General features: G+C 50.7%; 27 protein-coding genes. 10 read left to right on the top strand and 17 right to left on the bottom strand.

The genetic code is table 11. The features are described from left to right. Positions 1 to 90 precede the first annotated feature (90 nt). Positions 91 to 459, top strand: coding sequence for a hypothetical protein (locus tag B9Z32_RS14170; RefSeq protein ID WP_199219957.1), 369 nt, complete (start codon positions 91 to 93; stop codon positions 457 to 459). Positions 460 to 503: 44 nt separating this feature from the next. Here B9Z32_RS14170 and B9Z32_RS07930 read toward each other — a convergent pair whose 3' ends face one another. Beyond that, positions 504 to 1,418: a hypothetical protein gene (locus B9Z32_RS07930; RefSeq protein ID WP_108420699.1), complete on the bottom strand. Its 915-nt coding sequence runs from the start codon at positions 1,416 to 1,418 to the stop codon at positions 504 to 506. A 102-nt stretch (positions 1,419 to 1,520) separates the two neighbouring features. Here B9Z32_RS07930 and B9Z32_RS07925 point away from each other — a divergent pair, with 102 nt between their 5' ends. Then, a complete protein-coding gene (locus tag B9Z32_RS07925; RefSeq protein ID WP_233248129.1) occupies positions 1,521 to 2,585 on the top strand; it encodes an adenosine kinase in 1,065 nt (354 codons plus the stop codon). On the opposite strand, the gene rfbC is transcribed toward B9Z32_RS07925, so the two are convergent. Together rfbC and rfbA are read right to left on the bottom strand one after the other, a co-directional pair. Continuing rightward, a complete protein-coding gene (gene rfbC / locus B9Z32_RS07920) occupies positions 2,586 to 3,143 on the bottom strand; it encodes a dTDP-4-dehydrorhamnose 3,5-epimerase (protein ID WP_108420697.1) in 558 nt (185 codons plus the stop codon). Next, a complete protein-coding gene (rfbA, locus tag B9Z32_RS07915; RefSeq protein WP_108420696.1) occupies positions 3,143 to 4,021 on the bottom strand; it encodes a glucose-1-phosphate thymidylyltransferase RfbA in 879 nt (292 codons plus the stop codon). Before rfbA ends, rfbC begins: the two co-directional genes overlap by 1 nt. Positions 4,022 to 4,081: 60 nt before the next feature. Here rfbA and B9Z32_RS07910 point away from each other — a divergent pair, with 60 nt between their 5' ends. Continuing rightward, positions 4,082 to 5,380 (top strand): DEAD/DEAH box helicase, encoded by a 1,299-nt coding sequence (locus B9Z32_RS07910; RefSeq protein ID WP_108420695.1) that lies wholly within the window; start codon positions 4,082 to 4,084, stop codon positions 5,378 to 5,380. On the opposite strand, the gene uppS is transcribed toward B9Z32_RS07910, so the two are convergent. From uppS to B9Z32_RS07895, 3 genes are all read right to left on the bottom strand, one after another. After that, positions 5,377 to 6,087: a polyprenyl diphosphate synthase gene (gene uppS / locus B9Z32_RS07905; RefSeq protein ID WP_255416629.1), complete on the bottom strand. Its 711-nt coding sequence runs from the start codon at positions 6,085 to 6,087 to the stop codon at positions 5,377 to 5,379. The two genes, B9Z32_RS07910 and uppS, sit on opposite strands and share 4 nt — an antisense overlap. Before the next feature lie 96 nt (positions 6,088 to 6,183). Beyond that, positions 6,184 to 6,489, bottom strand: coding sequence for an H-NS family nucleoid-associated regulatory protein (locus tag B9Z32_RS07900; RefSeq protein ID WP_108420694.1), 306 nt, complete (start codon positions 6,487 to 6,489; stop codon positions 6,184 to 6,186). A gap of 96 nt (positions 6,490 to 6,585) precedes the next feature. Next, a complete protein-coding gene (locus B9Z32_RS07895) occupies positions 6,586 to 7,890 on the bottom strand; it encodes a hemolysin family protein (RefSeq protein ID WP_108420693.1) in 1,305 nt (434 codons plus the stop codon). Between the two features lie 110 nt (positions 7,891 to 8,000). On the opposite strand from B9Z32_RS07895, the gene B9Z32_RS07890 reads away from it, so the two are divergent. The 3 genes from B9Z32_RS07890 to B9Z32_RS07880 are packed head-to-tail and all read left to right on the top strand — an operon-like array spanning position 8,001 to position 10,583. Next, positions 8,001 to 8,831 carry a symmetrical bis(5'-nucleosyl)-tetraphosphatase gene (locus B9Z32_RS07890; RefSeq protein ID WP_108420692.1) on the top strand — a complete coding sequence of 277 codons (831 nt, stop codon included), beginning with the start codon at positions 8,001 to 8,003 and terminating at the stop codon, positions 8,829 to 8,831. Between the two features lie 32 nt (positions 8,832 to 8,863). Beyond that, a complete protein-coding gene (locus B9Z32_RS07885; protein WP_108420691.1) occupies positions 8,864 to 9,610 on the top strand; it encodes a CoA pyrophosphatase in 747 nt (248 codons plus the stop codon). A gap of 7 nt (positions 9,611 to 9,617) precedes the next feature. After that, complete coding sequence (locus tag B9Z32_RS07880; protein ID WP_108421080.1) at positions 9,618 to 10,583, top strand: CobD/CbiB family protein; 966 nt, start codon at positions 9,618 to 9,620, stop codon at positions 10,581 to 10,583. A gap of 31 nt (positions 10,584 to 10,614) precedes the next feature. Here B9Z32_RS07880 and rsgA read toward each other — a convergent pair whose 3' ends face one another. Together rsgA and B9Z32_RS07870 are read right to left on the bottom strand one after the other, a co-directional pair. Beyond that, on the bottom strand, positions 10,615 to 11,553 hold the full coding sequence (rsgA, locus tag B9Z32_RS07875) for a ribosome small subunit-dependent GTPase A (RefSeq protein WP_108421079.1): 939 nt from the start codon (positions 11,551 to 11,553) through the stop codon (positions 10,615 to 10,617). 61 nt (positions 11,554 to 11,614) lie between these two features. Then, positions 11,615 to 12,880 (bottom strand): M48 family metallopeptidase, encoded by a 1,266-nt coding sequence (locus B9Z32_RS07870; protein WP_108420690.1) that lies wholly within the window; start codon positions 12,878 to 12,880, stop codon positions 11,615 to 11,617. Positions 12,881 to 12,944: 64 nt separating this feature from the next. On the opposite strand from B9Z32_RS07870, the gene orn reads away from it, so the two are divergent. Together orn and B9Z32_RS07860 are read left to right on the top strand one after the other, a co-directional pair. Continuing rightward, positions 12,945 to 13,544 (top strand): oligoribonuclease, encoded by a 600-nt coding sequence (gene orn / locus B9Z32_RS07865; RefSeq protein ID WP_108420689.1) that lies wholly within the window; start codon positions 12,945 to 12,947, stop codon positions 13,542 to 13,544. 277 nt (positions 13,545 to 13,821) lie between these two features. Next, positions 13,822 to 15,774, top strand: coding sequence for a DEAD/DEAH box helicase (locus B9Z32_RS07860; RefSeq protein WP_108421078.1), 1,953 nt, complete (start codon positions 13,822 to 13,824; stop codon positions 15,772 to 15,774). Between the two features lie 104 nt (positions 15,775 to 15,878). Here the strand turns inward: B9Z32_RS07860 and rplS are convergent, their stop codons facing one another. From rplS to rpsP, 4 genes are all read right to left on the bottom strand, one after another. Next, positions 15,879 to 16,262 (bottom strand): 50S ribosomal protein L19, encoded by a 384-nt coding sequence (gene rplS / locus B9Z32_RS07855; protein WP_108421077.1) that lies wholly within the window; start codon positions 16,260 to 16,262, stop codon positions 15,879 to 15,881. A 111-nt stretch (positions 16,263 to 16,373) separates the two neighbouring features. Further along, on the bottom strand, positions 16,374 to 17,159 hold the full coding sequence (gene trmD / locus B9Z32_RS07850; RefSeq protein ID WP_108420688.1) for a tRNA (guanosine(37)-N1)-methyltransferase TrmD: 786 nt from the start codon (positions 17,157 to 17,159) through the stop codon (positions 16,374 to 16,376). A 17-nt stretch (positions 17,160 to 17,176) separates the two neighbouring features. After that, positions 17,177 to 17,794, bottom strand: coding sequence for a ribosome maturation factor RimM (gene rimM / locus B9Z32_RS07845; RefSeq protein ID WP_369909725.1), 618 nt, complete (start codon positions 17,792 to 17,794; stop codon positions 17,177 to 17,179). A 49-nt stretch (positions 17,795 to 17,843) separates the two neighbouring features. Further along, on the bottom strand, positions 17,844 to 18,095 hold the full coding sequence (gene rpsP, locus B9Z32_RS07840) for a 30S ribosomal protein S16 (RefSeq protein ID WP_108420686.1): 252 nt from the start codon (positions 18,093 to 18,095) through the stop codon (positions 17,844 to 17,846). Positions 18,096 to 18,227: 132 nt separating this feature from the next. Between rpsP and B9Z32_RS07835 the strand changes: the two genes are divergently transcribed. Next, positions 18,228 to 18,749 (top strand): GNAT family N-acetyltransferase, encoded by a 522-nt coding sequence (locus tag B9Z32_RS07835; protein WP_108420685.1) that lies wholly within the window; start codon positions 18,228 to 18,230, stop codon positions 18,747 to 18,749. An 8-nt stretch (positions 18,750 to 18,757) separates the two neighbouring features. Further along, complete coding sequence (locus B9Z32_RS07830) at positions 18,758 to 19,225, top strand: hypothetical protein (protein ID WP_108420684.1); 468 nt, start codon at positions 18,758 to 18,760, stop codon at positions 19,223 to 19,225. Positions 19,226 to 19,232: 7 nt separating this feature from the next. Here B9Z32_RS07830 and folK read toward each other — a convergent pair whose 3' ends face one another. From folK to B9Z32_RS07805, 5 genes are read right to left on the bottom strand one after another with little or no spacing between them, the layout of a single operon-like run. Further along, on the bottom strand, positions 19,233 to 19,703 hold the full coding sequence (gene folK, locus B9Z32_RS07825; RefSeq protein WP_108420683.1) for a 2-amino-4-hydroxy-6-hydroxymethyldihydropteridine diphosphokinase: 471 nt from the start codon (positions 19,701 to 19,703) through the stop codon (positions 19,233 to 19,235). Further along, the gene (gene pcnB / locus B9Z32_RS07820) at positions 19,690 to 21,144 is read right to left on the bottom strand and encodes a polynucleotide adenylyltransferase PcnB (protein WP_108420682.1); all 1,455 of its coding nucleotides are present in this window, start codon (positions 21,142 to 21,144) and stop codon (positions 19,690 to 19,692) included. Before pcnB ends, folK begins: the two co-directional genes overlap by 14 nt. Further along, positions 21,141 to 21,806 carry an HAD family phosphatase gene (locus B9Z32_RS07815; RefSeq protein WP_108420681.1) on the bottom strand — a complete coding sequence of 222 codons (666 nt, stop codon included), beginning with the start codon at positions 21,804 to 21,806 and terminating at the stop codon, positions 21,141 to 21,143. Before B9Z32_RS07815 ends, pcnB begins: the two co-directional genes overlap by 4 nt. Then, entirely contained in the window at positions 21,803 to 22,489 is a 687-nt protein-coding gene (hda, locus tag B9Z32_RS07810) for a DnaA regulatory inactivator Hda (protein ID WP_108420680.1), read from the bottom strand. The genes B9Z32_RS07815 and hda overlap by 4 nt, the downstream gene beginning before the upstream one ends. Then, positions 22,486 to 23,565, bottom strand: a complete 1,080-nt coding sequence (locus B9Z32_RS07805; RefSeq protein WP_108420679.1) for an AI-2E family transporter — start codon at positions 23,563 to 23,565, stop codon at positions 22,486 to 22,488. Before B9Z32_RS07805 ends, hda begins: the two co-directional genes overlap by 4 nt. Positions 23,566 to 23,643 lie beyond the last annotated feature (78 nt).

Genomic DNA, 23,643 nt, shown 5'->3' with positions numbered 1-23,643 from the left:
AGTTGCGATAGCATGCCATCAGCAATGTAGGACTGTCATTTCATTGCAAGAATATGTCCGACATGCACGTTCAACTTTTGGGAGACTTTTATGCAGCATCGCGTTCTAACAGCACTGGTCTTTGCATCTGTGTATTTGGGTTCACCCTTGATGGTCCATGCACAAACCGCAGATCCAGCTGTCAAAAAATCTGAGTCAGGTATTTGTCACGACAAATCAAGTTCTAGCTATGCTGCCACTAAGAAATTTGAAGCGTTTGCCAGCATCGATGCCTGCACCAAAAGTGGCGGCAGATTGCCTGCCAACGCCGCTGCGCCAGAAGCCGTTGTGGTGAAGAAATCTGACAGTGGCATTTGCCACGACAAGAACAGCCCTAGCTTTGAGAAAACTCAAAAATTCACACCCTTCAAATCATTGGATGAGTGTGTGAAAAGTGGCGGCGCTTTGCCGAAGAAATAAAACTCAATGCACCTCTCAAGGTGCATTTCGCGGGCTTCACTTTTTTAATTGGGCTCGTCAATCAAAGACGAAGAAGCGGCTGAATCGACAGGGCCCGATGGATCTTGCAAATGAGTTCCCAGGGCTACGGCCCTGAAAATTTCGCGCAACAATTTCTTTTCCGGCAATGTCAATGCGCGCGTCAGGCGATGGCGCATGCGCAGCAACAGTTGGCGATCAACCTCTTGAGGAATACCGCGGCTAATGTGCAAAGCGTCTCGCAGCTCGTCTCTTCGATCTTCTGGTTCATCATCCCACCACGACACTATGACATCCGTGATGGAATCTTTCACAACTTGTGGGTCTTCTTGGACCTGAGGTAGTTCTTTGCTGGCTGCGCTTTGTAACATTTCAGCCAGCGATTTAGATTGCACAACGACACGGCGATCGGCCTGAGACATCAAGCGCCCCCAGCCTGGATCGGTTTGGTGCAATTGCTGCATGTTGCTGGCCGCATCGTCGGCCAAAATGTGAACCTGCAAACCAGCCAGCTGCGCATCGTCAATGCCGCTTAAAAAGCGTTCATCGTCCGTGGCCAGCAGCACATGGTCACAAGCCCTGCTTTCTGCCAAGCGTCGCAAATCTTGGCCCAGAGACTTTAACAAGGAGATGCCGCCGTCTGTGTCGTGTGACAAAACTTTGCGCACAATTTGACCGTCAACATCCATGCTTTCATTTTCTTCCGAATACCAGTAAATGCGCTTGATGCTCACGTCCAAACCTGCGTGAGCCAAGGCGCCAGTCAAAAAATGCACAATGCCATACCGATTCAAAGCGTCTTGCTTTGGGCCAGACTGGGTATGTTGCGCCAACCAAACCAGAAACCTGGCGTCGATCAAAGCAATGCAGGACCCGCCTTGTTGGTCTGCCGGTTGACGGTGTCCGTCTTTGGAAGAATTAGAAAAATAATCGCGTTTCATCGCAGCCTTTGAGGTTTTAAGATAAGTTAATCAGAAGGCTTAAAGAGCCTTCTGCGTCGTAGCGGGTCTGCGAACCCAATGATATTTTAACGAACCTAAGCCATGAACCGACATCTCTCAGGTTTAAACTCAGGGCTTATTGAACTCAAAACCCAGTCCTCTATGTCTCACTACGATCTTTATGCCATTGGCAACGCTTTGGTTGATTCTGAATACGAAGTCAGCGACGCTCAGCTCAAATCTATGGGGGTCGATAAGCGACACATGACTCTCATTGACACGCCTCGCAGAGCCCAACTGCTTGAGCATGTCAAAGCCCTCACCCCCAGACAAACTGGCGGTGGCTCTGCGGGCAATACCGTCGTTGCCTTGGCGCAACTTGGCGGCAAGGCTTTCTATTCTTGCAAAGTGGCACACGATGCCTTGGGTGATTTTTATGTCAAAGATTTGCAAGCTCGTGGTGTCGACACCAACCTCAACCACACTCGGGCAAGCGAAGGGCAAACGGGAAGTTGTTTGGTCTTGGTGACACCCGACGCAGAACGCAGCATGTGCACCTTTTTGGGCGTCTCCGCTGAACTGGACGATGCAGCGCTGCATCCCAAAGACATTGAGAAATCAAAAATCTATTACATGGAAGGCTATTTGGCGGCCTCACCCACCGGCCTTGCGGCCGCTTTAAAGGGCAGACAAATTGCACGTGAAGCCGGTGTGGCTTTGGCACTCACCTTGAGTGATGTCAGCATGATTCAATTTTGCAAAGCGGGCCTAGATGCCATGCTGGGTGATGGCGTCGATTACTTGTTCTGCAATCAAGAAGAAGCCCAAGTTTGGTGTGGCTCACAAGACTTGAATGTGGTCAAAGAGACTTTGAAAAAATTAGCCAAAATGGTGTGTCTCACGCGCGGCCCTGATGGTTCAGAAATCATCACGGCGCAAAACTCATGGCACGTTCCCGCTGAAAAGGTTCAGGCCATCGATACCAATGGCGCTGGCGACATGTTTGCAGGCGCATTTTTGTATGCCATCACAAGAGGTTATTCTCCCGATCAAGCCGCCAACTTGGGCAACCATGCGGCAGCTGCTGTGGTCAGCCAGCATGGCAACCGCTTAACCCTTGGCCAGCTCAGCACCATCAAGGCTTACGCTCTGCCAGCTCACAAATAATTAGAAAGTTTCAGCCTTAGACAGCGGCAAACCCGCTGCGTCTTTGGCTGCCAACAAAGGCGCGGTCAAGCTTGAAGGCAAGGGCCAATCAATGCCCAGTGAGGGGTCGTTCCAGAGCAAGGTGCGCTCAAACTCTGGATACCAATAGTCGGTGGTTTTGTACAAAAACTCGGCAGATTCACTGAGAACCAAGAAGCCATGCGCAAAGCCAGGTGGAACCCAAACCTGTTTGGCGTTTTCTGCACTCAAGTGAAATCCCGTCCATTGGCCAAAAGTGGAGGAATTCTTTCTAAGGTCTACAGCCACATCAAACACCTCGCCACGAACCACTCTCACTAACTTTCCCTGGGCGTGTTGAATTTGGTAATGCAATCCGCGCAATACACCCTGCGAGGACATGCTGTGGTTGTCTTGAACAAACTCGACGCTCAAACCTGTGGCTAATGCGAAGTCGCGGGCATTGAAACTTTCATAAAAAAAGCCCCTTGAATCACCAAAAATTTGGGGCTCTAAGAGCAAGACATCTTGGAGTCTGCTTGGCGTCACTGTGTAGGCCATCAATACGCCTTCAATAAACTCAACAAATATTGGCCATAGCCATTTTTGGCCAAGGGCTGAGCCAGTTTTTGCACCTGAGATGCATCAATCCACTTTTGGGCGAATGCAATTTCTTCTGGACAAGCCACCATCAGGCCTTGCCTCTTTTGCAAGGTGGCAATGAAGGCTGCTGCCTCGTGCAAGCTGTCATGCGTGCCAGTGTCTAACCATGCGTAGCCTCGGCCCATGATTTCGACATTCAACTGCTCTTGCGCTAGGTAGCATCGATTCACATCGGTGATTTCCAATTCCCCCCTTGCCGAAGGCTTGATGCTGGCAGCAATGTCACACACCTGTTGATCGTAAAAATAAAGTCCGGTGACAGCAAAATTGCTTTTGGGTTGCTTTGGCTTTTCTTCAATGCTCAATGCACGCTGCTGGCTGTCGAAGGACACCACACCATAGCGCTCAGGATCGTGCACATGGTATGCAAACACACTGGCACCCTGTGTTTGTGAAGCTGCCCTTTGCATCAACTTAACGAGGTCATGCCCGTAAAAAATATTGTCGCCAAGGACCAAGGCACTGGGTTGATTGCCTACAAATTCTTTGCCAATGATGAAGGCCTGCGCCAAGCCATCAGGACTGGGCTGAACCGCATACTGAATGTTCATCCCCCACTGGCTGCCATCGCCCAACAAATCTGAAAATCTAGGCGTATCCTGCGGGGTGCTGATGAGCAGAATATCTTTGATACCGGCCAACATGAGTGTGGTCAATGGATAGTAGACCATGGGCTTGTCGTAGACAGGCATCAATTGCTTGGAGACCGCTTGTGTCACGGGATACAAGCGGGTACCACTCCCACCCGCCAAAATAATGCCTCTGCGTGTATTCATCCTGCAATTTTGCCATGACTTGCGTCCAGATCAAGCCATAAGCACTTATGCTTGCACACTATGCCGTTCAAAGATCTGGGCCTTTCGCCCGAGTTGCTCAAAGCACTTAAACCCAAAACTTACCCTGCGCCTACGCCAGTCCAACTTGAGCTGATCCCAGGGGTTCTGCTTGGGCGAGATGCGTGGGTTACCGCGCCCACAGGTTCTGGCAAAACTTTGGCCTACACCTTGCCCCTCATTGAGAAGCTGGCGCGCACATTTCCCACTGATAATGCGCATGCAACAAGGTCTTTGGGTGATGTCAGAAACACCAAATTGATTCGAACCTTGGTTTTGGTTCCCACCCGCGAATTGGCCATTCAAGTCAGTCAAACTTTCATGGGTTTGACGGCTCAATGGGGGCGACTTTGCAAGATCACGGTCGTTTTTGGGGGCGTGTCCATCAACCCTCAAATGATGGGACTTAGAGGTGGTACCGACATTTTGATCGCCACCCCAGGTCGCTTGATTGATCTGATGGCCCACAACGCTCTGCATCTCTCTCAGGTTCAAACCCTGGTCTTGGATGAAGCCGATAAATTGTTGGAGCTTGGATTTCAAGAGGAGCTTCAAACAATTTTGCGACAACTGCCCAAGCATCGGCAAACCTTGTTGCTCTCTGCCACAAAACCAGCCAGCATGTATCCCTTGGCGCAAGCGATGCTACAAGATCCGCTGGTGATTCACATCGAAGGCGAAGCGCCGCAGCCGTCTGTCATTGTGCAACGTGCCATTTATACAGATGTTGGCAAACGCACCCAACTCTTGAAGCACCTCATCAAAGAGACTCCTCTCAAACAAGCTTTGGTTTTTGTAGCCACCCAACACAGCAGTGAAATCGTGGCGGCCAAACTTCGTGTGGCCGGCATTGCCGCAGAGCCTTTTCATGGCCAACTGAGTCAAGGAAAAAGGCAGCAGGTTTTGGCCGACTTCAAAGCGCAACGGGTCAAGGTGGTATTGGCCACCGACTTGGCAGCGAGGGGCTTGGACATTGAAAAATTACCCGCTGTCGTCAATTTTGACTTGCCCAGATCGGCGGTCGATTACACCCACCGCATTGGCCGAACAGGTCGCGCAGGCGAAGAGGGTTTGGCCATCAGCTTTGTCACCCCTGAATCTTTGCCTCACTGGTCACTCATCGAAAAACGCCATGCCGTGAAGCTCGACCTAGAAACTTTGATGGGCTTTGAAGCCACTGCACCCGTGGCACCCCAAGGCCCAAGTCATGGCGGCATCAAAGGCAAACGACCCAGTAAGAAAGACAAGTTAAGGGAACTGGCTGCTAAGCAAAGTGCCTTGAAAGGCAAAGCCGAAAACTAAAAAGGTGCGGCAGAGCCAAAACGGCGATCGCGTTTGGAGAACCACTCAAGCGCCTCGTTGAACTGCTTGGTAGTGAAATCGGGCCAAAGCGTGTCAATGAAAAACATTTCGGCATAAGCCGCCTGCCAGAGCATGAAGTTGCTCACGCGAGATTCACCACCAGTTCGAATGAGCAGGTCCATTTCAGGTGCATCTGCGGTGCACAAAAAAGGCGCGAGAGAATTCTCAGTGAGGCTGTCCAGAGAGGCATTGGGATTGGCTCGCTGCCAAGATTGCGCCGCTTGAACCATGTCCCATCGGCCACCGTAGTTGGCTGCCACTCGCAAGGTGATTTTGGTGTTGTGCTGCGTTTGTTTTTCAGCCCGAGAAATCAAGTCTTGTAACTCTTCACTGAACTTGGATTGATCGCCCACGATTTTCAAGCAGACACCATTTTTTTCCATGTCATCAACTTCTTTTTGCAAATAACTCGCAAAAAGATTCATCAATACCGACACCTCTTCTGGAGGGCGACGCCAGTTTTCAGTGCTGAACGCAAACAAACTGAGGTGGGGGATATTGGTTCTGATGCAGGTTTCGACCAAGGATCGAACGCGCTTGGCACCCGATGCATGTCCCAAGGCAGCCGGTAAAAGCCGTTTTTTGGCCCAACGGCGATTGCCGTCCATGATGATGCCAATGTGCTTTGGAAGCGTGTTCGAAGTCAATTAAATTCACTTATAAAAAGACAAATTGATTCTACAACCTCTTGCCATGTGAAAAAGGCCGCAATCAGCGGCCTTTTGGGACTCTCAGTTAAAACTTCAAGCAATTAGGAATTGAGCGCGGTCTTTTCCATCAATCCATTTTGGCGCTTTGCCTCGGCCAGTCCATGATTGACCTGTGGCAGGATCGCGGTACTTGGCTGCAACTTTGCCACCATTTGATTTACCTGCGGATTTTGCGGCACCACGGCCAGCTGGAAATATATCCTGAACAGTTAATCCAAACTCAGCCACCAATTCACGCGATTTGCGAATTGCCTCAGCTAATTCTTGCTGACGAGCGCTTGCAATTGCTTGCTCTAAGGCTTCACGCTGTATTAATAATTCTTTGTATGTGTTAGTCATCGTATTCCCTATAAAGATAATAAGCTTGTTTGATAAACAAGCATTTGGATAATAACCTAATTTAAATAAAAATCAATCGAATCAATATTATAAAAATTATAAATCCATTATTGGGTTAACAAATTTAGCATTTACCTTGTCTATTCGCCGACCTTCAAGGGATAAAACTTCAAAATCCCACCCTTCACTTTGCACAATATCTCCTACTTTAGGCAGATAACCCAATTCGGCAAAAATAAATCCACCTAATGTATTAAATATTCCTCTTTCTTCGCCATTCAATTGCTTGATATCGAGTCTCGACTTCAGCTCATTGACGGGCATCAAGCCATCCAAAACCCAAGCGCCATCTGCTTGACGGGAAGCCCAAGCATCTTCAACAGTGAAAGGTTTAAGTTCACCCGTGATCGCCTCGAGTAAATCTCTGGGCGTTAACAGACCTTGAACCACACCATATTCATCAACAACGAAGACAATCCGACCTGATTTATCTCGTAATTGCTCCAACAAGGTCATGCCACTCAGGGTTTCAGGCACAAATGTGGCGGGGAGTACAAATTTCTCCACTGGAGATTCATCCTCCGCTGGCAGCGAGACCAGGCGCGCAACACTGACCACGCCCACCACATCGTCCAAATTCCCACGACAAACCGGGTACCAAGAGTGGCCCTCTGCGCCGTCGTCAAGACCCACCTGCGCCAAGCATTCGCTTCGGGTCATGCCCGCTTCAAACCATTGAATGTCAAGCCGTGGAACCATCAAAGAGGTCAGAGGCCTGTCGTCCAAATGAAAAACATTCCTGACCATTTGATGCTCATGCGCTTCAATCAGACCCGCATCCACCCCCTCTTCCAAGCTGGCCGTGATTTCCTCCTCGGTCACTGCGCGGTTGCCGCGGGCATCAATGCGCAACAACTTAAGGACTGCATGGGTACAAATAGAGAGCAAACCTACAAATGGTCTGGCCACACTGGCCAGCCAAGCCATGGGCCTGGCCACAATTCTGGCTACAGGTTCTGGGTACAACTGACCAATTCTTTTAGGTACCAACTCACCAAAAATGATGGTGGTGAAGGTGATTGCAGTGACCACCAGGCCGGTGGCTGTGGAGCCCGCAATAGATTCAGTGAGGCCAAAACCCATGAGCCAAGTGGCGACAGCAGGGCTGAATGCAGCCTCTCCAAAAATGCCATTCATAACCCCGATCGACGTAATGCCAACTTGAACCGTAGACAAAAACTGGGTGGGGTTTTCAAGCAGCTTGAGTGCGGTTGCTGCACCTTTGTCACCAGCCTCTTCCATGGCTGCCAGTCTTGCTTTTCGGCTTGAAGCCAGTGCCAGTTCAGACATGGCAAACACGCCATTGATCAGGGTGAGAAGCACAATCATTAAGATATCCATACCTACATTGTGCCAAGGCCACAATGCGAATGAAATAGCCTTTGGCTGCGCGGCTCAAAAAAGACAAAAAACCGTCCACAATGGTGCTTTCTGACTGAATTTGGAAGTAAATGTCTGTTTATTGGGTTGGTGACCTTCAAGGGTGTGATGCCCCTTTAGGCCAATTGTTGGACCAAATCGGGTTTTCACCCAGCCGTGATCATTTGTATGTTCTGGGAGATTTGGTCAACCGTGGCCCCTCTTCCCTGTCTGTTTTGCAGCGCTTGATCCAGTTGGGCGCCAGCGTTGAATGTGTCTTGGGTAACCACGACTTGCATTTATTGGCGCTTGCGGCTGGCGCTCGTGAACCAAGTAAAACCGACACACTGGACGATATTTTGAATGCCGACAAGCAGCAAGAATTACTCGACTGGCTTCGGCATCAACCCATTGCCATTTACAAACACGAGGTCTTGATGGTTCACGCGGGGGTTTTGCCGCAGTGGACGCTTGGCACCGCTTTGGAGTTGGCCCAGGACATTGAAAAAGTACTGCGCGGTCCAGACGCAACTGAATTTTTCATGCACATGTATGGCAATGAGCCTGCTCAATGGGACCCGAATCTCCAAGGACTCGATCGACTGCGATGCAGTTTGAATGCCTTCACTCGGCTGCGTTTTTGTTCTACCAACGGACTCATGGAATTTAAAACCAAAGAAAATAGCGCCAAATCACCCAAAGGCTTTTTGCCATGGTTTGACATTCCAAATCGCAAAACCATCGGAACACAAATTGCATTTGGTCATTGGTCAACCTTGGGGGCAGTAGAGAGAGAAGATATTTGGGCGCTAGACACGGGCTGTGTTTGGGGAGGTTGCCTCACTGCCATCCAAAGAGATTCAACAGATGAGAAGCCGCGCAAAATTCAAATCAAATGCCCGCCTTACCAAACCCCTTTTTGAGCATCCATCCCTGACATGGTTTTCTTAAGCTTATGAAACATGCCTTGGGCTTTGACCCTCGCGATATTCCGTGGTCTGTTCAAGATCAACATTGGCCCGCTTTGCCGCCAGCTGCGCTCCATGCTGAGAGCCTGAGAGGGGTTTTCAAAAACCCACCTGTTTGGACCCCAGAGGTGAAACGCGAGCCATCATTGGGACAACGTGCTCCCCAAGCTGCGGCCGTTTTGGTACCCATTGTGATGAGGGGCGAGCAAGGCAATGAACCTCATCTTTTGCTCACCCAAAGAACTCAACACCTGTCCTCGCATGCAGGTCAAATTGCATTTCCAGGGGGCAAAGTAGACCCAGATGATCAATCTGTAGAACATGCTGCGCTGCGTGAAGCTGAAGAAGAGGTCGGCCTGACAGCAGAACATGTAGAGGTTCTAGGGCAGCTTCCAAGCTATATCACTGGCACGTCATTTCACATTACCCCTGTGGTTGCTTTGGTGTCCCCCAATCACACCCTTCAAACCAACGCTTATGAAGTTGAGTTTGCCTTTGAAGTTCCCTTGTCTTTCCTCATGGACCCCGCGAATCATCGCCTTCATCAATGGGAAAATAATGGGGTCCAAAGACAGTGGTACTCCATGCCCTACCGGCCCGCAACGACCAAGCTATCTCATGGTTCCAATGCCTCCAATGCTTCCAATCCAGAGACAGAATATTTCATCTGGGGCGCCACTGCGGGCATGATCAGAAACTTTTATCGCTTCTTATTGGCTTCGAATTCTTTATGATGTGGTCATGAGCTTCTTCTCTCTATTTTTGGCATTGGTCATAGAACAAGCACGTCCTTTGGGTTCTTCGCATTTCCTGCATCAGTGGCTAAGGCGTTGGGCAGACTGGGTGGCTTCGCATGTCGATGGCGGCACCAAATCACAAGCTTGGTTGGCGTGGACCCTCCTGATCGGTGCGCCCGCATGTCTGGCCATTCTCATTCATTGGGCCTTGGCCTATTTTTTGGGCTGGTTCTTTGCTGTGGCTTGGAACGTGGTCTTGCTTTATGTCACCCTCGGATTTCGCCAGTTCAGCCATCACTTCACTGGCATTCGTGATGCACTCAATGACGGTGATGAACCATTGGCGCGTCAACTTCTGGCCGATTGGCAGCAGGTTGAAGTCAATGAATTGCCCCGCAACGAAATCGTTCGCCACGTCATTGAACACTCCGTGTTGTCTGCGCATCGACACGTTTTTGGTGTCTTTTTCAGCTACGCCCTGCTCTCCATCGTGGGCTTAGGACCGGTCGGTGCAGTGGTCTACAGAATTGCAGAATTTGCAAAAAGATATTGGGCACAAACACCGACTCTGGCATCCAACACCCTTCCTGAGCATCGCAACTGGACCAGCACCTCTTTGCAAGAAGTGGTCACAGACTCTTGGCACGCCATTGATTGGATTCCTGCAAGAGCAACCGCCATGGGTTTTGCCATCATGGGCAGTTTTGAAGATGCCATGGATGGCTGGCGTCATCATGCTGAAAAATTTCCAAATGACAACGACGGCGTTATTTTGGCAGCCACTGCTGGGGCCATCAACGTTCAACTCGGCGGCGCTGCTTTGCAGCCAGAACTGCCAGGCAGTAGCAGCACCCCAGGGCGCCCACCAGAGTTAGCTCACTTTGCCCAAGTTGTTGGCTTGGTTTGGCGAACGGTCGTCATGTGGCTGGTGTTGGTGGCTTTGTTGTCTTTGGCCAATTTATTGGGCTAAAAATTGGGCTACAAAGTTAGGCGCCTCAAAATTACCAGCGCTGCTGCCCCAACTCTTCAAACAGTTGGGTGTAAATTCTGTGTCGCCTAGGACTTACCTCCGTCGCCAACAACTCAGCAGACTCGTCTATTTGCAATGCTGACAAAACGCCACAACCTGGTTCATGCAAATGAGTGCAGTTGTAAAACTTGCAGTTTTGCACATGCTGCTTGAGATCTGGCATACAAGACACCAATTGATTTTGGGGAATGTGCTGCAGACCAAACTCTTGAAAACCAGGCGAATCAATGATGGCGGTTCCAACATCGTTTGCACTCGCAGGCCTATCGCCAACCCAATACAGTGAGGTGCTGGTGGTGGTGTGTTTGCCCGAGTTAAGCGCCTGAGAAATCTCACCAGTCAAAGCCCGAGCATTGGGCACCAAGGCATTCACCAAGGTACTTTTACCCGCACCTGAAGGACCCAAAATCAGGGTCGTTTTCCCATTCAATTCTGTTTGCAGTCGTTGCAAAGATAGGTTGTCAGCTTGGCTGCTGTTTAATTCAAGCGGCAGCACTGTGTATCCCATGTTTCGGTAAGCAGCCAAACGATGCCAAGCTTGCGCAAAGGGCACTTGTAAATCACTTTTGTTCAATACGATCAAGGGTTTGATGTGCTCGGCCTCGGCAGCAATGAGGGCACGCGAGAGTTGCGTTTCAGAGAACTCTGGCTCGGCAGCCAACAAGATGAACACCTGATCGAGATTGGCGGCAAAAGACTTGGTGCGAACTTCATCACGTCTGTAAAAAAGATTCTTTCTTTCCAGCACACTTTCAATCGTGCCTTCGTCGGCAGCCGCTTGCCACCGAACGCGATCGCCCACCACAGATTGACTTTTTTTACCCCGGGGATGACACAGGATGCGCATGCCATCGTCTAACTCAACCACACAATGTCTGCCATGGGTGGCCACCACCAGGCCTGTATTCATGGCTTCTTGTGTGGAAACCACCAAAGCCTGAGCCGCCTTGGTCTTGGTATGAGTGCGCTGATTAAGCTTGCGCATGCTGCATGTGAGCTAAGCGCAAACTCGCGGGTGGATGTGAATAATAAAACTTCACATACCAAGGATCGGGCGTGAGCGTTGAAGCATTGTCTTGATACAACTTCAATAGGGCTGAACTCAGGTCGGCTACCGGTGTTTGGGACACAGCATAAGCATCGGCCTCATACTCCTGCACCCTTGATCGCCAAGAAGAAATAGGCGCCAATAAAAATGTGAAAACGGGCACCACCAACATGAAAAGCAAGAGCGCCACTGCCTCATTGCCACTGGTTAAGCTGGGCATCACACCCAAGCCCGTATAAAACCAAATTTGCTGTGACGCAAAGCCCAGCACAGCCAAGCCCAACAAGCTCATTGCAAAACTGGTGGCCATCATTTTCAGAATATGCCGATGCTTGAAGTGGCCTAATTCATGTGCCAGCACAGCCTCCATTTCAGAAGGGGAAAGTTGTTTGAGCAGTGTGTCAAAGAACACGACGCGCTTGCTGGCACCAAAGCCTGTGAAAAATGCATTGGAATGGGCCGAGCGTTTGCTGCCATCCATCACAAAAAATCCTTTGGCCGTGAACCCGGCACGCTGCATGAGCGAATTGACACGCGCCTTCAAGGCTTCATCTTCCAACGGTGTGAATTTATTGAACAAAGGCATGATCAAATTGGGGGCGATGGCCATCAACAACAGTTGCCAAACCACCAAAGCACACCAAGTCCAGAACCACCAGTAAACTCCACCCGCCTGCATCAGCCACAACACCATGGCGATGAGCGGCACACCCAATACCAAGCCCAATATCAAGCCCTTGGCCGAATCACTCAGCCAAAGTTTCCATGTCATTTTGTTAAAACCAAATTTTTGTTCCAACACAAAAGTTTGATAAAGCGACAGCGGCAATCCAATGAGGCCACTGATTAAAGTGAAGGACAAAACCAATACCACCTGCTGACCAAGCCCAGGCGCCATGAGTTCCAAAATGAAGTGGTTCAACGCACTCAAGCCGCCCAGCAAAGTCCAAGCAACCAGCACACCGGCATCCAACAAGATGTCAAATTGCGAAACCTTGGCTTTGGCCAGGGTGTAGTCAGCCGCTTTCTGATGGTCGGAGAGCGAAATTTGACGGGCAAACGCAGCAGGCACTTCACCGCGGTGTTGCGCCACATGCCGAACTTGTCTGGCATTGAGCCAAAGTTTCAATAAAACGTTGGTCAGCAGTGCGCCTACCAAAAAATAAGTCAGGGTCAATGTCGGATTCATACCCGAAGTGTAGATCAGCCAACATCAGCGACAATCTAAAGCTTTGGAAAATCCCGTTTTTGAAATGACTGCTCATTCAGCCACTCCCCCTGCCAATCAGCCCGAAGCCAATACAACCCTGGCCAAGTCAGACGACAACTTGGTATGGATCGACTGCGAAATGACCGGTCTCGACCCAGAAAAAGAGCGCTTGCTTGAAATTGCCGTGATTGTGACGGGCCCCAACCTGACACCCCGAATTGAAGGCCCTGTTTGTGTCATTCACCAAAGCGACGATCTGCTCAACAAGATGGACGCTTGGAACAAAGGCACGCATGGCAAGAGCGGTCTGATCGACAAGGTCAAAGCATCCACCACCTCAGAACATGATGCTGAAGAAGCCATATTGGCTTTCATCAAGAAATATGTCTCAAAAAATACCTCACCACTTTGTGGCAACACCATCAGCCAAGACCGGCGTTTTCTGGTGAAGTTCATGCCGAAATTAGAGGCGTATTTGCACTATCGCAACCTCGATGTGAGCACCCTCAAAGAACTCTCCAAGCGCTGGAAACCGGAGGTGTTCAACAGCTTCAAAAAGCAACAAAAGCACACTGCGCTGGCGGATGTGCACGAATCGATTGAAGAATTGGCGCATTACAGAGAGCATTTCATCAAGCTTTGAATTTGCTCAAAAGTTTTCAGGGAAAACCCGCGCAAGTTCAAACTTCTGTGCCATAATCGCACGCTGTGCTGCAAACAGGCCTTGTGCCGCAGCCCTTGTGCATCACCCTTCATGCCTTTGACTCACTGATAAGAGTCACTCGACTGGAAGATTTGGGATCCGACACTTCGTCTTGCCCACACTCTTCAAACAGCACCGAGCTCCGTTTGATGGTTGATGTTTTTTAACCATGAACGGCGCCACCGCAAATCTTGCGGACGTCCGTGCGAGAAAAAATATGACTGACGCTTTTGAAGTGCAGGACGACTTGTCGTCTGCGCAATCCTCTACGAACGAAACTTTCGTGACCGAAACTTTGGCGCTTGACGCGGCCAATATCAACGAAACCATCGAAACTGAAACCGCACCCGAGCAACCCAATGGCTTCGTGCTTTTGGGCTTGGCCCCTGAACTGGTTCAAGCCGTGGCCGATTTGGGCTACACACAACCAACTTCTGTTCAGCTCAAAGCCATTCCATTGGCATTGCCCAAAGAAACATTGGGCAAGGCCAACAGCTACATCGACCTGATGGTGTCTAGCCAAACAGGCAGTGGCAAAACAGCTGCCTTCTTGTTGCCCGTTTTGCACACTTTGTTGCAAGAACTGGCAGCTGAAGAAGAAGCCGAGCGCGCTTCATTTGCAAAAGCTTGCGCAGATGCTGCAGCCAATGGCGAACCAGCTCCCAAGCGTCCTAAGCGCAAAGACCCCACCAACGCACGCAATTTCAAAGCCCCCTCACCTGGTGCCTTGATTGTTTGCCCTACGCGTGAACTGGCCCAACAGGTTGCTCACGATGCCATCGATTTGGTGAAGCATTGCCGCGGCCTGCGCGTTGCCAACATAGTGGGCGGCATGCCTTACCAGTTGCAAATTGCCAAGTTGCAAAACGCCAATTTGGTAGTAGCCACACCAGGTCGTTTGCTCGATTTGCAACGCTCTATGCAAATCAAACTCGACAAAGTCAAATTCTTGGTGGTTGACGAAGCCGACCGCATGTTGGACTTGGGCTTCTCTGACGACCTGGCCGACATCAACCAACTCACCAGCCAACGCCAGCAAACCATGATGTTCAGCGCCACCTTTGCGCCGCGCATTCAACAGTTGGCCATGCGCGTGATGCACGACGGTGGTTCTTCTGTTCAAAAAATCCAAATCGATTCTCCTCAAGAAAAACACAGCAACATCAAGCAAATTTTGTTCTGGGCCGACAACGCACAGCACAAACGCAAATTGCTCGACCATTGGTTGCGTGACGCATCCATAAACCAAGCCATTGTGTTTGCCAGCACGCAAATTGAGTGCGATGGTTTGGCAGCAGACTTGCAGCAAGATGGCTTTGACGCGGTTGCATTGCATGGTGCTTTGAGCCAAGGTTTGCGCAATCGCCGCTTGATGGCTTTGCGCAATGGCCAAGTTCAAATCTTGGTGGCCACCGATGTGGCTGCTCGCGGCATTGACGTGCCCACCATCACTCACGTCTTCAACTTTGGCTTGCCCATGAAAGCCGAAGACTACACTCACCGCATTGGTCGTACAGGCCGTGCCGGCCGTGATGGCTTGGCCGTCACCTTTGCCGAAATTCGCGACCGTCGCAAAATCATGGACATCGAGGCTTACAGCCGTCAGCCGTTCAAAGCTGAAGTGATTCCAGGCATGGAGCCAAAACTCAACTTCCCAGAAACCCGTTCCGGCCGTGGCGGCAATGACCGTGGCGCACGTGGCCGTTCATTCGGTGGTGGTGGTGGCGGCGGCTTTGGTGGCAACCGCGGTGGTGATCGTTTTGAATCACGCGGCGCGCCTCGATTTGAAGGCAACCGTGGTGGCGACCGTTTCGATGGTCGTGGCGATTTCCGTCCCGAAGGTCGTTTCGAACCCCGTGGTGATTTCCGTGGCGAACAACGCAGTTTTGCACCTCGCGGTGGCGAAGGCCGTTTCGAGCCCCGCGGCGATCAGCGCCCCGACAATCGTGGCGGTGACCGCTTCGAAGCTCGCGACAACCGCGACAGCCGAGCACCCCGTTCTTCGGGCGCTCCAGGCGGCCGTGACAATTCTCGTGGTGGCGCAGGCGACCGCTTTGCGCCCCGTGGCCCCAAAGTCATCGGTGCTGGCAATTTCAAGCCCCACAATGCGGGTGGTTACGCAGCACCTAAGCGAACTGGCGCCAAAGTGTTGAAAGTTACACGCGGTTAACTCCCCTACCCCACGCCCTTGCTCTGCAGGGGCGTAAAAAAACCGCCTTGGCGAAAGCCTTGGCGGTTTTTTCATGAAGGTCCCGAAAGACCTTCGAAGTCGCTTTAAGCGGCTGCAGTTGTTTTTGCAGCGCGCTGTGGCAGCTTTTCTTTGATACGTGCAGACTTGCCGCTGCGATCGCGCAAATAGTACAACTTGGCGCGGCGAACATCACCACGGCGTTTGACTTCAATGCTGGCAATCAAGGGGCTGTATGTTTGGAACGTACGCTCCACGCCTTCACCACTTGAAATTTTGCGAACGGTGAAACCACTGTTCAGGCCGCGATTGCGCTTGGCAATGACAACACCTTCATAAGCCTGTACACGCTTGCGTGTACCTTCAACCACGTTGACGCTAACGATCACGGTGTCACCAGGCATGAAGTCAGGAATGGTTTTACCCAGACGGGCAATTTCTTCCTGCTCGAGAGTTTGAATCAAATTCATTTTGAGCTCTTTCAAATACAGATCGTGCACAACGCTACGCTAAAGGCGACTTTCAATAAGCCGCGGCGGGCAGAGGATCGGCAAGCCTATGATTATATATTTGTTTTGCGCCTAAGTGCCACTGTCTTTTGCCGCATTCAAAGTAGCCAGAAAGTGTTCATCTTTGACACTCAGCTTGCCCATTTCCCTGGCCGCCACGACCAAGTCAGGCCGATGTTTCTGAGTCAAAGCCAAACTTTGCTGGCGGCGCCATTTGGCAATGTCGGCATGGTGCCCCGACATCAAAATGGGCGGAACAGTATCGTTGTGCCAAGTTTCTGGGCGGGTGTAGTGGCCACAATCGAGCAGACCATCGAGCGCAGGGTTGAAGCTGTCCATTTGATGGCTGCCTTCATCATTGAGAACACCTGGCTGCAACCGAGCAATAGCATCAAGCAATGCAATGGCTGCAATTTCGCCGCCCGACAAAACAAAATCACCTAAGCTGATTTGCACATCCACATGGGTATCAATGAAGCGTTGGTCCAAACCTTCATAGCGGCCACAAATCAAAATAGCGCCATCACTTTTTGACCATGACTCGACACCAGCGTGATTGAGGGTTTGACCAATTGGAGAAAAAAGAACCACCGGCACCTGGGGTTTGTTGGCGCTTTGAGTTGTTCGGTCTTGTCGGATGGCCTGCAAACACTTCTCCAAGGGTTCAGCCAACATCACCATGCCAGGCCCTCCGCCAAAGGGTCGATCATCGACCCTTCGATAAGTGCCATCTGCAAAGTCGCGCAGCTGCCAGAGCTTTAAATCAACAGCACCTGTTTCAAAGGCACGTCGATTGATACCCGAAGTTAAAAATGGCGCAAACAACTCAGGAAACAATGTGATGACGTCAAAGCGCATGGCTTGCCTTCACTTTCCTAGTAGTCAAGTTGCCAATCAACCGTGATCTTGCGGCCTTGCAAATCCACGTTGTCTACAAAGGCCGCAACAAATGGAATCATGCGCTCAATGGCTGGCTTGCCTGGCTCGTCTGAGGCCTGCGCCAAGACCAACACAGTTTGCGGACCCGTCGACATCAAATCTTTCACTTGGCCCAGTGCCACGCCCTCACGATTGAACACATCAAGCCCCAACAGATCAACCCAATAGTATTCGTCGGTGCCTGCCGTCGGAAAGCTAGAGCGCGGAACAAAAATACGCGCACCCTTGAGAGCCTCTGCTTGATTTCGGTCCGCCACATCCAATGAACAGGCCACCACCGTATCGGCATGGTCTTTGGCTTCTTTGATTTTGAGCAATACAGGTTTTTCAGCGCCAGCTGTAAGGGCGACTGCTGTCTTTTGGCTGGGTGATTTGTTGCCGCCAACATGGCGATCGGAGGGCAGCAAATACCATCGCTTAGAAGAAAAAAGCGCCTCGGGCGAGGCGCTGTGGGGCAAAACTTTGAACCAGCCTTTGATACCCCAAGCATCTGCAATGCGCCCTACTTCGATGGCGTCTGCCGGCATGTCGGCAAACTCTAAATGGGGCAGCACTGCGAAGCCTTTGGATTAGCCAAAATCCGATTGTTTGGCCAAAACCCGATTAGGCAGCTTTGGCGGCAGCTTGTTTGACCAAACGCTGAACGGTGGGTGACACTTGTGCGCCAACGCCGATCCAGTAAGTCAAACGATCTTGCACAACGCGCAAGCCTTCTTCGGTACCCTTGGCGATTGGGTTGTAAAAACCAATGCGCTCAATGAAGCGCCCATCGCGGCGGTTGCGCTTGTCGGCCACAACAATGTTGAAAAATGGACGGGCTTTAGAACCGCCACGAGAAAGACGAATGACAACCATGATTTATCCTAGGGTGGTGTCGAGAAAGCAAAAATTGCTATCCCACAAATTCTTCCAGCGTTTGAGACACGCAACTGGCCACCCGGCCAGTGACACACTGAAAAGCCGCTGATTATAACCCGGAGTTTAAGAATGCCAACCATTCGACCTAGCCAAGCCTCAGACATGCCCACAATCACGGCCATTTACCAGCACCACGTGCTTCACGGCACAGGGACGTTCGAGATAGCCCCTCCCAGCCTAGAGGAAATGACATCCCGCAGAGAAGATGTCTTAAGCAAGGGCCTGCCCTACCTGAGCATGGAAGAAAACGGCAAAGTGGTGGGATTTGCCTATTGCAACTGGTTTAAACCTCGCCCGGCCTACCGGTTTTCTGCTGAAGACTCTATTTATTTGTCGCCACAGACGGCTGGCAAGGGCTGGGGACGTATGCTTTTGGCCGAATTGTGCCAAGCCGCAGAAAAAGCAGGTATCCGCAAACTGATCGCGGTCATTGGAGACTCAGGCAATGCGGGCTCGATAGGTGTGCACAAGTCGGTTGGCTTTGAACACGTGGGTATTGTGTCGGGATGCGGTTGGAAATTCGATCGATGGCTAGACATCGTGATGATGGAAAAGGCTTTGGGGCACGGGCAAAGCCGTTCTCCTGAATAATCCCGTCTATGAAAAACAAAACATTTGCTGTTTGGCTCACGTTCTTTGGTGGGCCCATCGGGCTTCACAGGTTTTACCTCAAGGGGTTCACCGATGTTTTGGGGTGGCTGCTTCCCATACCCACCCTGCTGGGTTGGCATGGCATTCAACGGGCATTCGAGCTAGGCCAAGATGATGTCATCAGCTGGCTGCTGATTCCCCTGCTTGGCTTCACCATTGCCGGCTGTGCGCTCAACGCCATCATCTATGGGCTCATGGCAACTGAAAAATGGAATGCCAAGTTCAATTCTGAAAGTGAACCCTCAAGCCCATCTGGCCAAACCAATTGGCTCACTGTTTTCGGCGTAGCAAGTTCACTCTTGTTGGGCACCACGGTGCTCATGGCCAGCATAGTGTTCAGTTTTCAACGCTATTTTGAAAGCCAGATCGAGCAAGCCAAAGCCATCAGCCAAGGCACCGAAAAAGCAAAACCTTGAAGCCAAGTTAAAGTGGCCAAATCGCTTGGTCTGCCACTTTGACAATTTCAGAAGCGCTTACCAAGTGAGGCGCAATTTCGCGCAGCGGCATTAAGACAAATGCTCTTTCTTTCATTCTAGGGTGAGGCACCTGAAGCACCGAACTTTGAATGGTGCCAGCGCCATAAAGCAGCAAGTCAATGTCCAAAGTGCGAGGCGCATTGGGGTAAGGGCGAACACGCCCTGAAAGGTTTTCAATATTTTGAAACGCCGCCAACAATTCACAAGCATTCAAACGTGTTTGGATGTGAACCACAGCATTCACATAGTCAGGACCATCGGCTTCGAAAGGGGCTGACCGATAAAAAGAAGAATGCGCCACAAGCAAGGTGTGGGGCAAATGCGTCAAGGACAAAATAGCCGATTCAAGCTGACGCCGTGAATCACCCAGATTGGCACCTAGGCCAACATAGGCATCGATCAGTTCACGCTTCACCATCGGCAGATTGGCCAGATGGCTTGCGCCTTCTGGGTGCTCGTCGACTTTTTGGAGTACCGCCTGCGGACGCAGGTGATTTTTCAGCTTTGACCAGCTGAATGAGATCTTCTCTTGCAGCATCGTCTGCAGTGCTGAACTCTTGCCACCAGTCTGCCAAGCTCACTTCAACTTCGGAAACTTCTGCTCGCAACCTTAAGAAATCAAAGCCCGCTCTAAATCGCGCTTGTTCTACCAGGCTAAAAGGCGTACTGCCAATTCGTTTGTCAAAACGAGGCTGCATCATCCAAATTTCGCGCATGTCAGCGGCCAACTTGCCGCGGCCCGAGACATCGCCAATCCGTGCATCAAATACCTCATCAATGGCTTCTTGCAATGCAGGAAATGGTGGTGTTTTCTTGGCCAAACGCTGATCCCACCCCAACTTCACATCAGCCCACAACACGCAGGCCAATAAGAAACTGGGCGCAACTGGCTTGCCCTCACCGACCCGACGATCGGTGTCTAACAAAGCTGCCTTCACAAAAGCCGTGTCAGCCCGCTCCACAACGACGTCAAGCAAAGGATAAATACCTTTGTGCAAGCCTAATTTTTGGAGTTGCTCAATAGATGCCAACGCGTGACCGGTTTGCAGCAACTTGAGCATTTCGTCAAACAAGCGGCTTTGCGGCACATCGGCCAACAAACTCAACATGGTGGCCAAGGGCTTGGCTGTTTTGTTTTCAAGCTTGAAGCCCAAGGGGTTTAACTTGGCAGCAAAGCGAACAGCTCGAATGATGCGAACTGGGTCTTCGCGATATCGCGCCACAGGGTCACCAATCATGCGCAAGACCTTTTGAGTGGCATCTTTCATACCGCCGTGGTAATCCACCAGGTACTGCGACTCAGGGTCATAATACATGGCGTTGACTGTGAAGTCGCGGCGGGTTGCATCCTCGTCTTGAGGACCCCAAACATTGTCTCGCAACACTCTGCCACTTGAATCGACAGCGTGCTTCATGCCAGCCAACTCTGATTTGCTTGTGCGCTCATTGCCTTTAACTTGCTCAGCTGCCCGATTGTCCAAGTGAGCTCTAAAGGTAGAGACTTCAATGACCTCATGCTCGCGGCCTCTGCCGTACACCACATGCACAATTCGAAATCGACGGCCAATGATGAATGCGCGCCTGAACAATGCCTTAACTTCCTCTGGCGTGGCATCTGTTGCCACATCGAAATCTTTGGGGCGCAAACCCAACAGCAAATCGCGAACTGCACCGCCCACGACATAGGCCTCATATCCAGCGTCTTGCAATGTTCGAACGACATTCAATGCACGGTCGTCGACCAAGCTTGGATCGATGCCGTGAACGGAAGCTGGAATTTCGACACGTTTTCCAAAGTCAGTTGCAGCATGCGCGGCATTTTGCTTACCCAGTATTTTTTGAATGAATTTTTTGATCATGAGAAGAGTTGAAGTATGCGCCAACCCCGATCGGTCGCAAGTTGACGCAAACGCGCATCTGGATTCACTGCCACAGGAATTTGAGCTCGCTCGAGCAAGGGCAAATCATTGATCGAATCCGAATAGAAAGTAATTTGTACGTCCTGCCAAGTTTTTTGATTTGCGCTTAACCATTCTGAAATTCGAAGTACTTTGCCCTCTTTGAAAGAGGGTGTGCCTGAAATTTCACCCGTGATCCAGCCTTGCGCGTCTCTTTCCAATTCAACAGCAATCAACTCTTGAACGCCAAAAGCCTGTGCAATGGGACGCGTCACAAACTCATTGGTAGCCGTCACAATCATCACATGATCGCCGGCTGTTTGATGCTGCCTTACCAACTCAAGGGCCTGTGGTTTGAGATGCGGCAGAATCACTTCCTGCATAAACTGCGCATGCGCTTTGGCTCCAAGCTCTGCACCTCTTGACTTGACAGCCTGCGTGGCAAATCGAACGTAGTCGTGAATGTCCAAAACGCCCGCTTGGTAATCTGCATAAAACTGATCGTTTTTTGCTTTGAAAACAAGCGGGTCCGTCCAACCCAAGCGGTTTGTAAACTCACCCCAGGCATAGTCTGAATCGATTGGCAACAAGGTGTTGTCGAGATCAAAGAGGGCTAAGTTCATGTGCTCTCCAGCATGGACTTGATAAGGGGGATGGTGATTGCCCTTTTTGTTTGCAAAGCAAATTGATCGAGGTGGTCTAGCAAACTCATCAAACTGCTGAGATCGCGAGAAAAGCGACTGAGCATGTAGCTCATCACTTCGTCACTTAAAAAAAGACCTCTGGCATCTGCCTCTGAGCGCAACACCGCGCGCCGCTCGGTATCACTCAAAACCTGAAGGCCATAGACATGGCCCCAACCCAACCTAGATCGCAAATCATCACGCAACTTCAAGTCTGCAGGTGGCAACATGCCTGCTGCAAGCACCCATCGGGGCGAGCCAGATTTAGGTGTGAGTGCATTGACGAACCAATTGAACGCAAGTTGTTGTTGCTCCAAGTTGTACAAATGGACATCGTCCATTAAGACAGCCGTCCACGCCTCATCGAAATTCAAACGCTCATTTTGATCGGCATCGAGCCAACCCACAGACACACCAGCGTTGGACAACTCAGCTTGAACGGCTCGAAGCAAGTGCGACTTACCAGAGCCACTCTCACCCCAAAGGTAAGTTGGAACTGGGCTTGGCATTTGGCTGGTAGTCCAAAGCTTGAGGTGCTGAAGTGCCGCTGAATTGGGTCCGGCAAAGAAACTGTCCAATGTGGGAGTTGTGTGCAAACCAATATCGAGTGCCATTTGCTTCATGAGCTTGGGCCTCGGTATATTTGGCTTTCAAAATATTGTTCTCGAGCTCTGCGCAGAGCCACCAAAATAACTGCGCTTGCTGGCAATGCCACCAACACGCCCACAAAGCCAAAAATTTGGCCGAAAGCCAACAAAGCAAAGATGACAGCCAAGGGGTGCAAACCAATGCGTTCCCCCACCCACTTGGGAGTCAACCAAAAACTTTCTAGCAATTGCCCCAGACCAAATACAACTGCCACCATCAACAAGGCATGAAATGAGGCAAATTGCAAAACGCCAGCCAACAATGCCAATATCAAACCCAAAGCAAATCCAAGATAGGGGACAAAGACAGCCAAGCCAGTGAACACACCAATGGGAATGGCCAAATCAAGTCCAAAGGCCATCAGTCCGGCAGCGTAGAAGATTGACAAGGCCAGCATCACCAAAAGCTGTCCGCGCAAGTATTGCCCCAATACAGCGTCGCATTCACTCATGAAACTGTCGTAGGCGGTGCGCCATTGTGGCGGCACCCATTGGACGACCTGCAACACCAATCGATCCCACTCGTTCAGCAAGTAAAAGAGAACCACAGGGATCAATATCATGTTGCCAATTGCAGTCAGCGCAAAGTTGCCACCTAACTTCAGGGAAGCTACCAGGGGGTCTAGCCAATCGTCTCGGTTGGCACTTAAATATTTAATCAGCTGTTCCTTGAGGCTTGCAAGATCAAGCGTTAACTCAATACCGTACTTTGCCAGCCAAGGATTGGCATTGACGGCCAATCGATCAAGCAATGCAGGCAACTGTTTTTGAAGCAGGGGAATTTCATGAGTCAGGATGGGTATCAACAAGAAGATGATGCCCAACATAGCCAACAAAGCGATCACCTCAACCAAAAGTACACAGACCACTCGGGGCAGGAAAGACGAGTTGAGCCTTTGCAAATACAGCACCAAGGGATGCAGGGCATAGGCCAAAACAGCAGCCAGCACAAAGGGCACCAGTACAGGCCCCAGAGCCCACAAAATCATTAGCAAAACAACTGAGGCTGCCAACCACAGAGCAAGTCGTTTTGAATTCAGATTGAAGGACATTGTGGGAGGCGGCTACAAAAGTAAATTGAAAGAAGATTCTGGCTTTGGTCAGCAATTCACGTGCAGACCTTAAAATAA

Source organism: Limnohabitans sp. MMS-10A-178, from assembly GCF_003063375.1.
Lineage (GTDB): Bacteria > Pseudomonadota > Gammaproteobacteria > Burkholderiales > Burkholderiaceae_C > Limnohabitans_A.
The sequence above is the reverse complement of the archived record's forward strand: the minus strand, read 5'-3'. Positions and strand labels throughout refer to the sequence as shown.

What these genes read in the sequence shown, in the direction of transcription:
- B9Z32_RS14170 (WP_199219957.1), top strand. Translation starts at nt 91, where the DNA reads ATGCAGCATCGCGTTCTAACAGCACTGGTCTTTGCATCTGTGTATTTG.
- B9Z32_RS07930 (WP_108420699.1), bottom strand. Translation starts at nt 1,418, where the DNA reads ATGAAACGCGATTATTTTTCTAATTCTTCCAAAGACGGACACCGTCAA.
- B9Z32_RS07925 (WP_233248129.1), top strand. Translation starts at nt 1,521, where the DNA reads ATGAACCGACATCTCTCAGGTTTAAACTCAGGGCTTATTGAACTCAAA.
- rfbC (WP_108420697.1), bottom strand. Translation starts at nt 3,143, where the DNA reads ATGGCCTACACAGTGACGCCAAGCAGACTCCAAGATGTCTTGCTCTTA.
- rfbA (WP_108420696.1), bottom strand. Translation starts at nt 4,021, where the DNA reads ATGAATACACGCAGAGGCATTATTTTGGCGGGTGGGAGTGGTACCCGC.
- B9Z32_RS07910 (WP_108420695.1), top strand. Translation starts at nt 4,082, where the DNA reads ATGCCGTTCAAAGATCTGGGCCTTTCGCCCGAGTTGCTCAAAGCACTT.
- B9Z32_RS07900 (WP_108420694.1), bottom strand. Translation starts at nt 6,489, where the DNA reads ATGACTAACACATACAAAGAATTATTAATACAGCGTGAAGCCTTAGAG.
- B9Z32_RS07895 (WP_108420693.1), bottom strand. Translation starts at nt 7,890, where the DNA reads ATGGATATCTTAATGATTGTGCTTCTCACCCTGATCAATGGCGTGTTT.
- B9Z32_RS07890 (WP_108420692.1), top strand. Translation starts at nt 8,001, where the DNA reads ATGTCTGTTTATTGGGTTGGTGACCTTCAAGGGTGTGATGCCCCTTTA.
- B9Z32_RS07885 (WP_108420691.1), top strand. Translation starts at nt 8,864, where the DNA reads ATGAAACATGCCTTGGGCTTTGACCCTCGCGATATTCCGTGGTCTGTT.
- B9Z32_RS07880 (WP_108421080.1), top strand. Translation starts at nt 9,618, where the DNA reads ATGAGCTTCTTCTCTCTATTTTTGGCATTGGTCATAGAACAAGCACGT.
- rsgA (WP_108421079.1), bottom strand. Translation starts at nt 11,553, where the DNA reads ATGAATACAGGCCTGGTGGTGGCCACCCATGGCAGACATTGTGTGGTT.
- B9Z32_RS07870 (WP_108420690.1), bottom strand. Translation starts at nt 12,880, where the DNA reads ATGAATCCGACATTGACCCTGACTTATTTTTTGGTAGGCGCACTGCTG.
- orn (WP_108420689.1), top strand. Translation starts at nt 12,945, where the DNA reads ATGACTGCTCATTCAGCCACTCCCCCTGCCAATCAGCCCGAAGCCAAT.
- B9Z32_RS07860 (WP_108421078.1), top strand. Translation starts at nt 13,822, where the DNA reads ATGACTGACGCTTTTGAAGTGCAGGACGACTTGTCGTCTGCGCAATCC.
- rplS (WP_108421077.1), bottom strand. Translation starts at nt 16,262, where the DNA reads ATGAATTTGATTCAAACTCTCGAGCAGGAAGAAATTGCCCGTCTGGGT.
- trmD (WP_108420688.1), bottom strand. Translation starts at nt 17,159, where the DNA reads ATGCGCTTTGACGTCATCACATTGTTTCCTGAGTTGTTTGCGCCATTT.
- rpsP (WP_108420686.1), bottom strand. Translation starts at nt 18,095, where the DNA reads ATGGTTGTCATTCGTCTTTCTCGTGGCGGTTCTAAAGCCCGTCCATTT.
- B9Z32_RS07835 (WP_108420685.1), top strand. Translation starts at nt 18,228, where the DNA reads ATGCCAACCATTCGACCTAGCCAAGCCTCAGACATGCCCACAATCACG.
- B9Z32_RS07830 (WP_108420684.1), top strand. Translation starts at nt 18,758, where the DNA reads ATGAAAAACAAAACATTTGCTGTTTGGCTCACGTTCTTTGGTGGGCCC.
- folK (WP_108420683.1), bottom strand. Translation starts at nt 19,703, where the DNA reads ATGGTGAAGCGTGAACTGATCGATGCCTATGTTGGCCTAGGTGCCAAT.
- pcnB (WP_108420682.1), bottom strand. Translation starts at nt 21,144, where the DNA reads ATGATCAAAAAATTCATTCAAAAAATACTGGGTAAGCAAAATGCCGCG.
- B9Z32_RS07815 (WP_108420681.1), bottom strand. Translation starts at nt 21,806, where the DNA reads ATGAACTTAGCCCTCTTTGATCTCGACAACACCTTGTTGCCAATCGAT.
- hda (WP_108420680.1), bottom strand. Translation starts at nt 22,489, where the DNA reads ATGAAGCAAATGGCACTCGATATTGGTTTGCACACAACTCCCACATTG.
- B9Z32_RS07805 (WP_108420679.1), bottom strand. Translation starts at nt 23,565, where the DNA reads ATGTCCTTCAATCTGAATTCAAAACGACTTGCTCTGTGGTTGGCAGCC.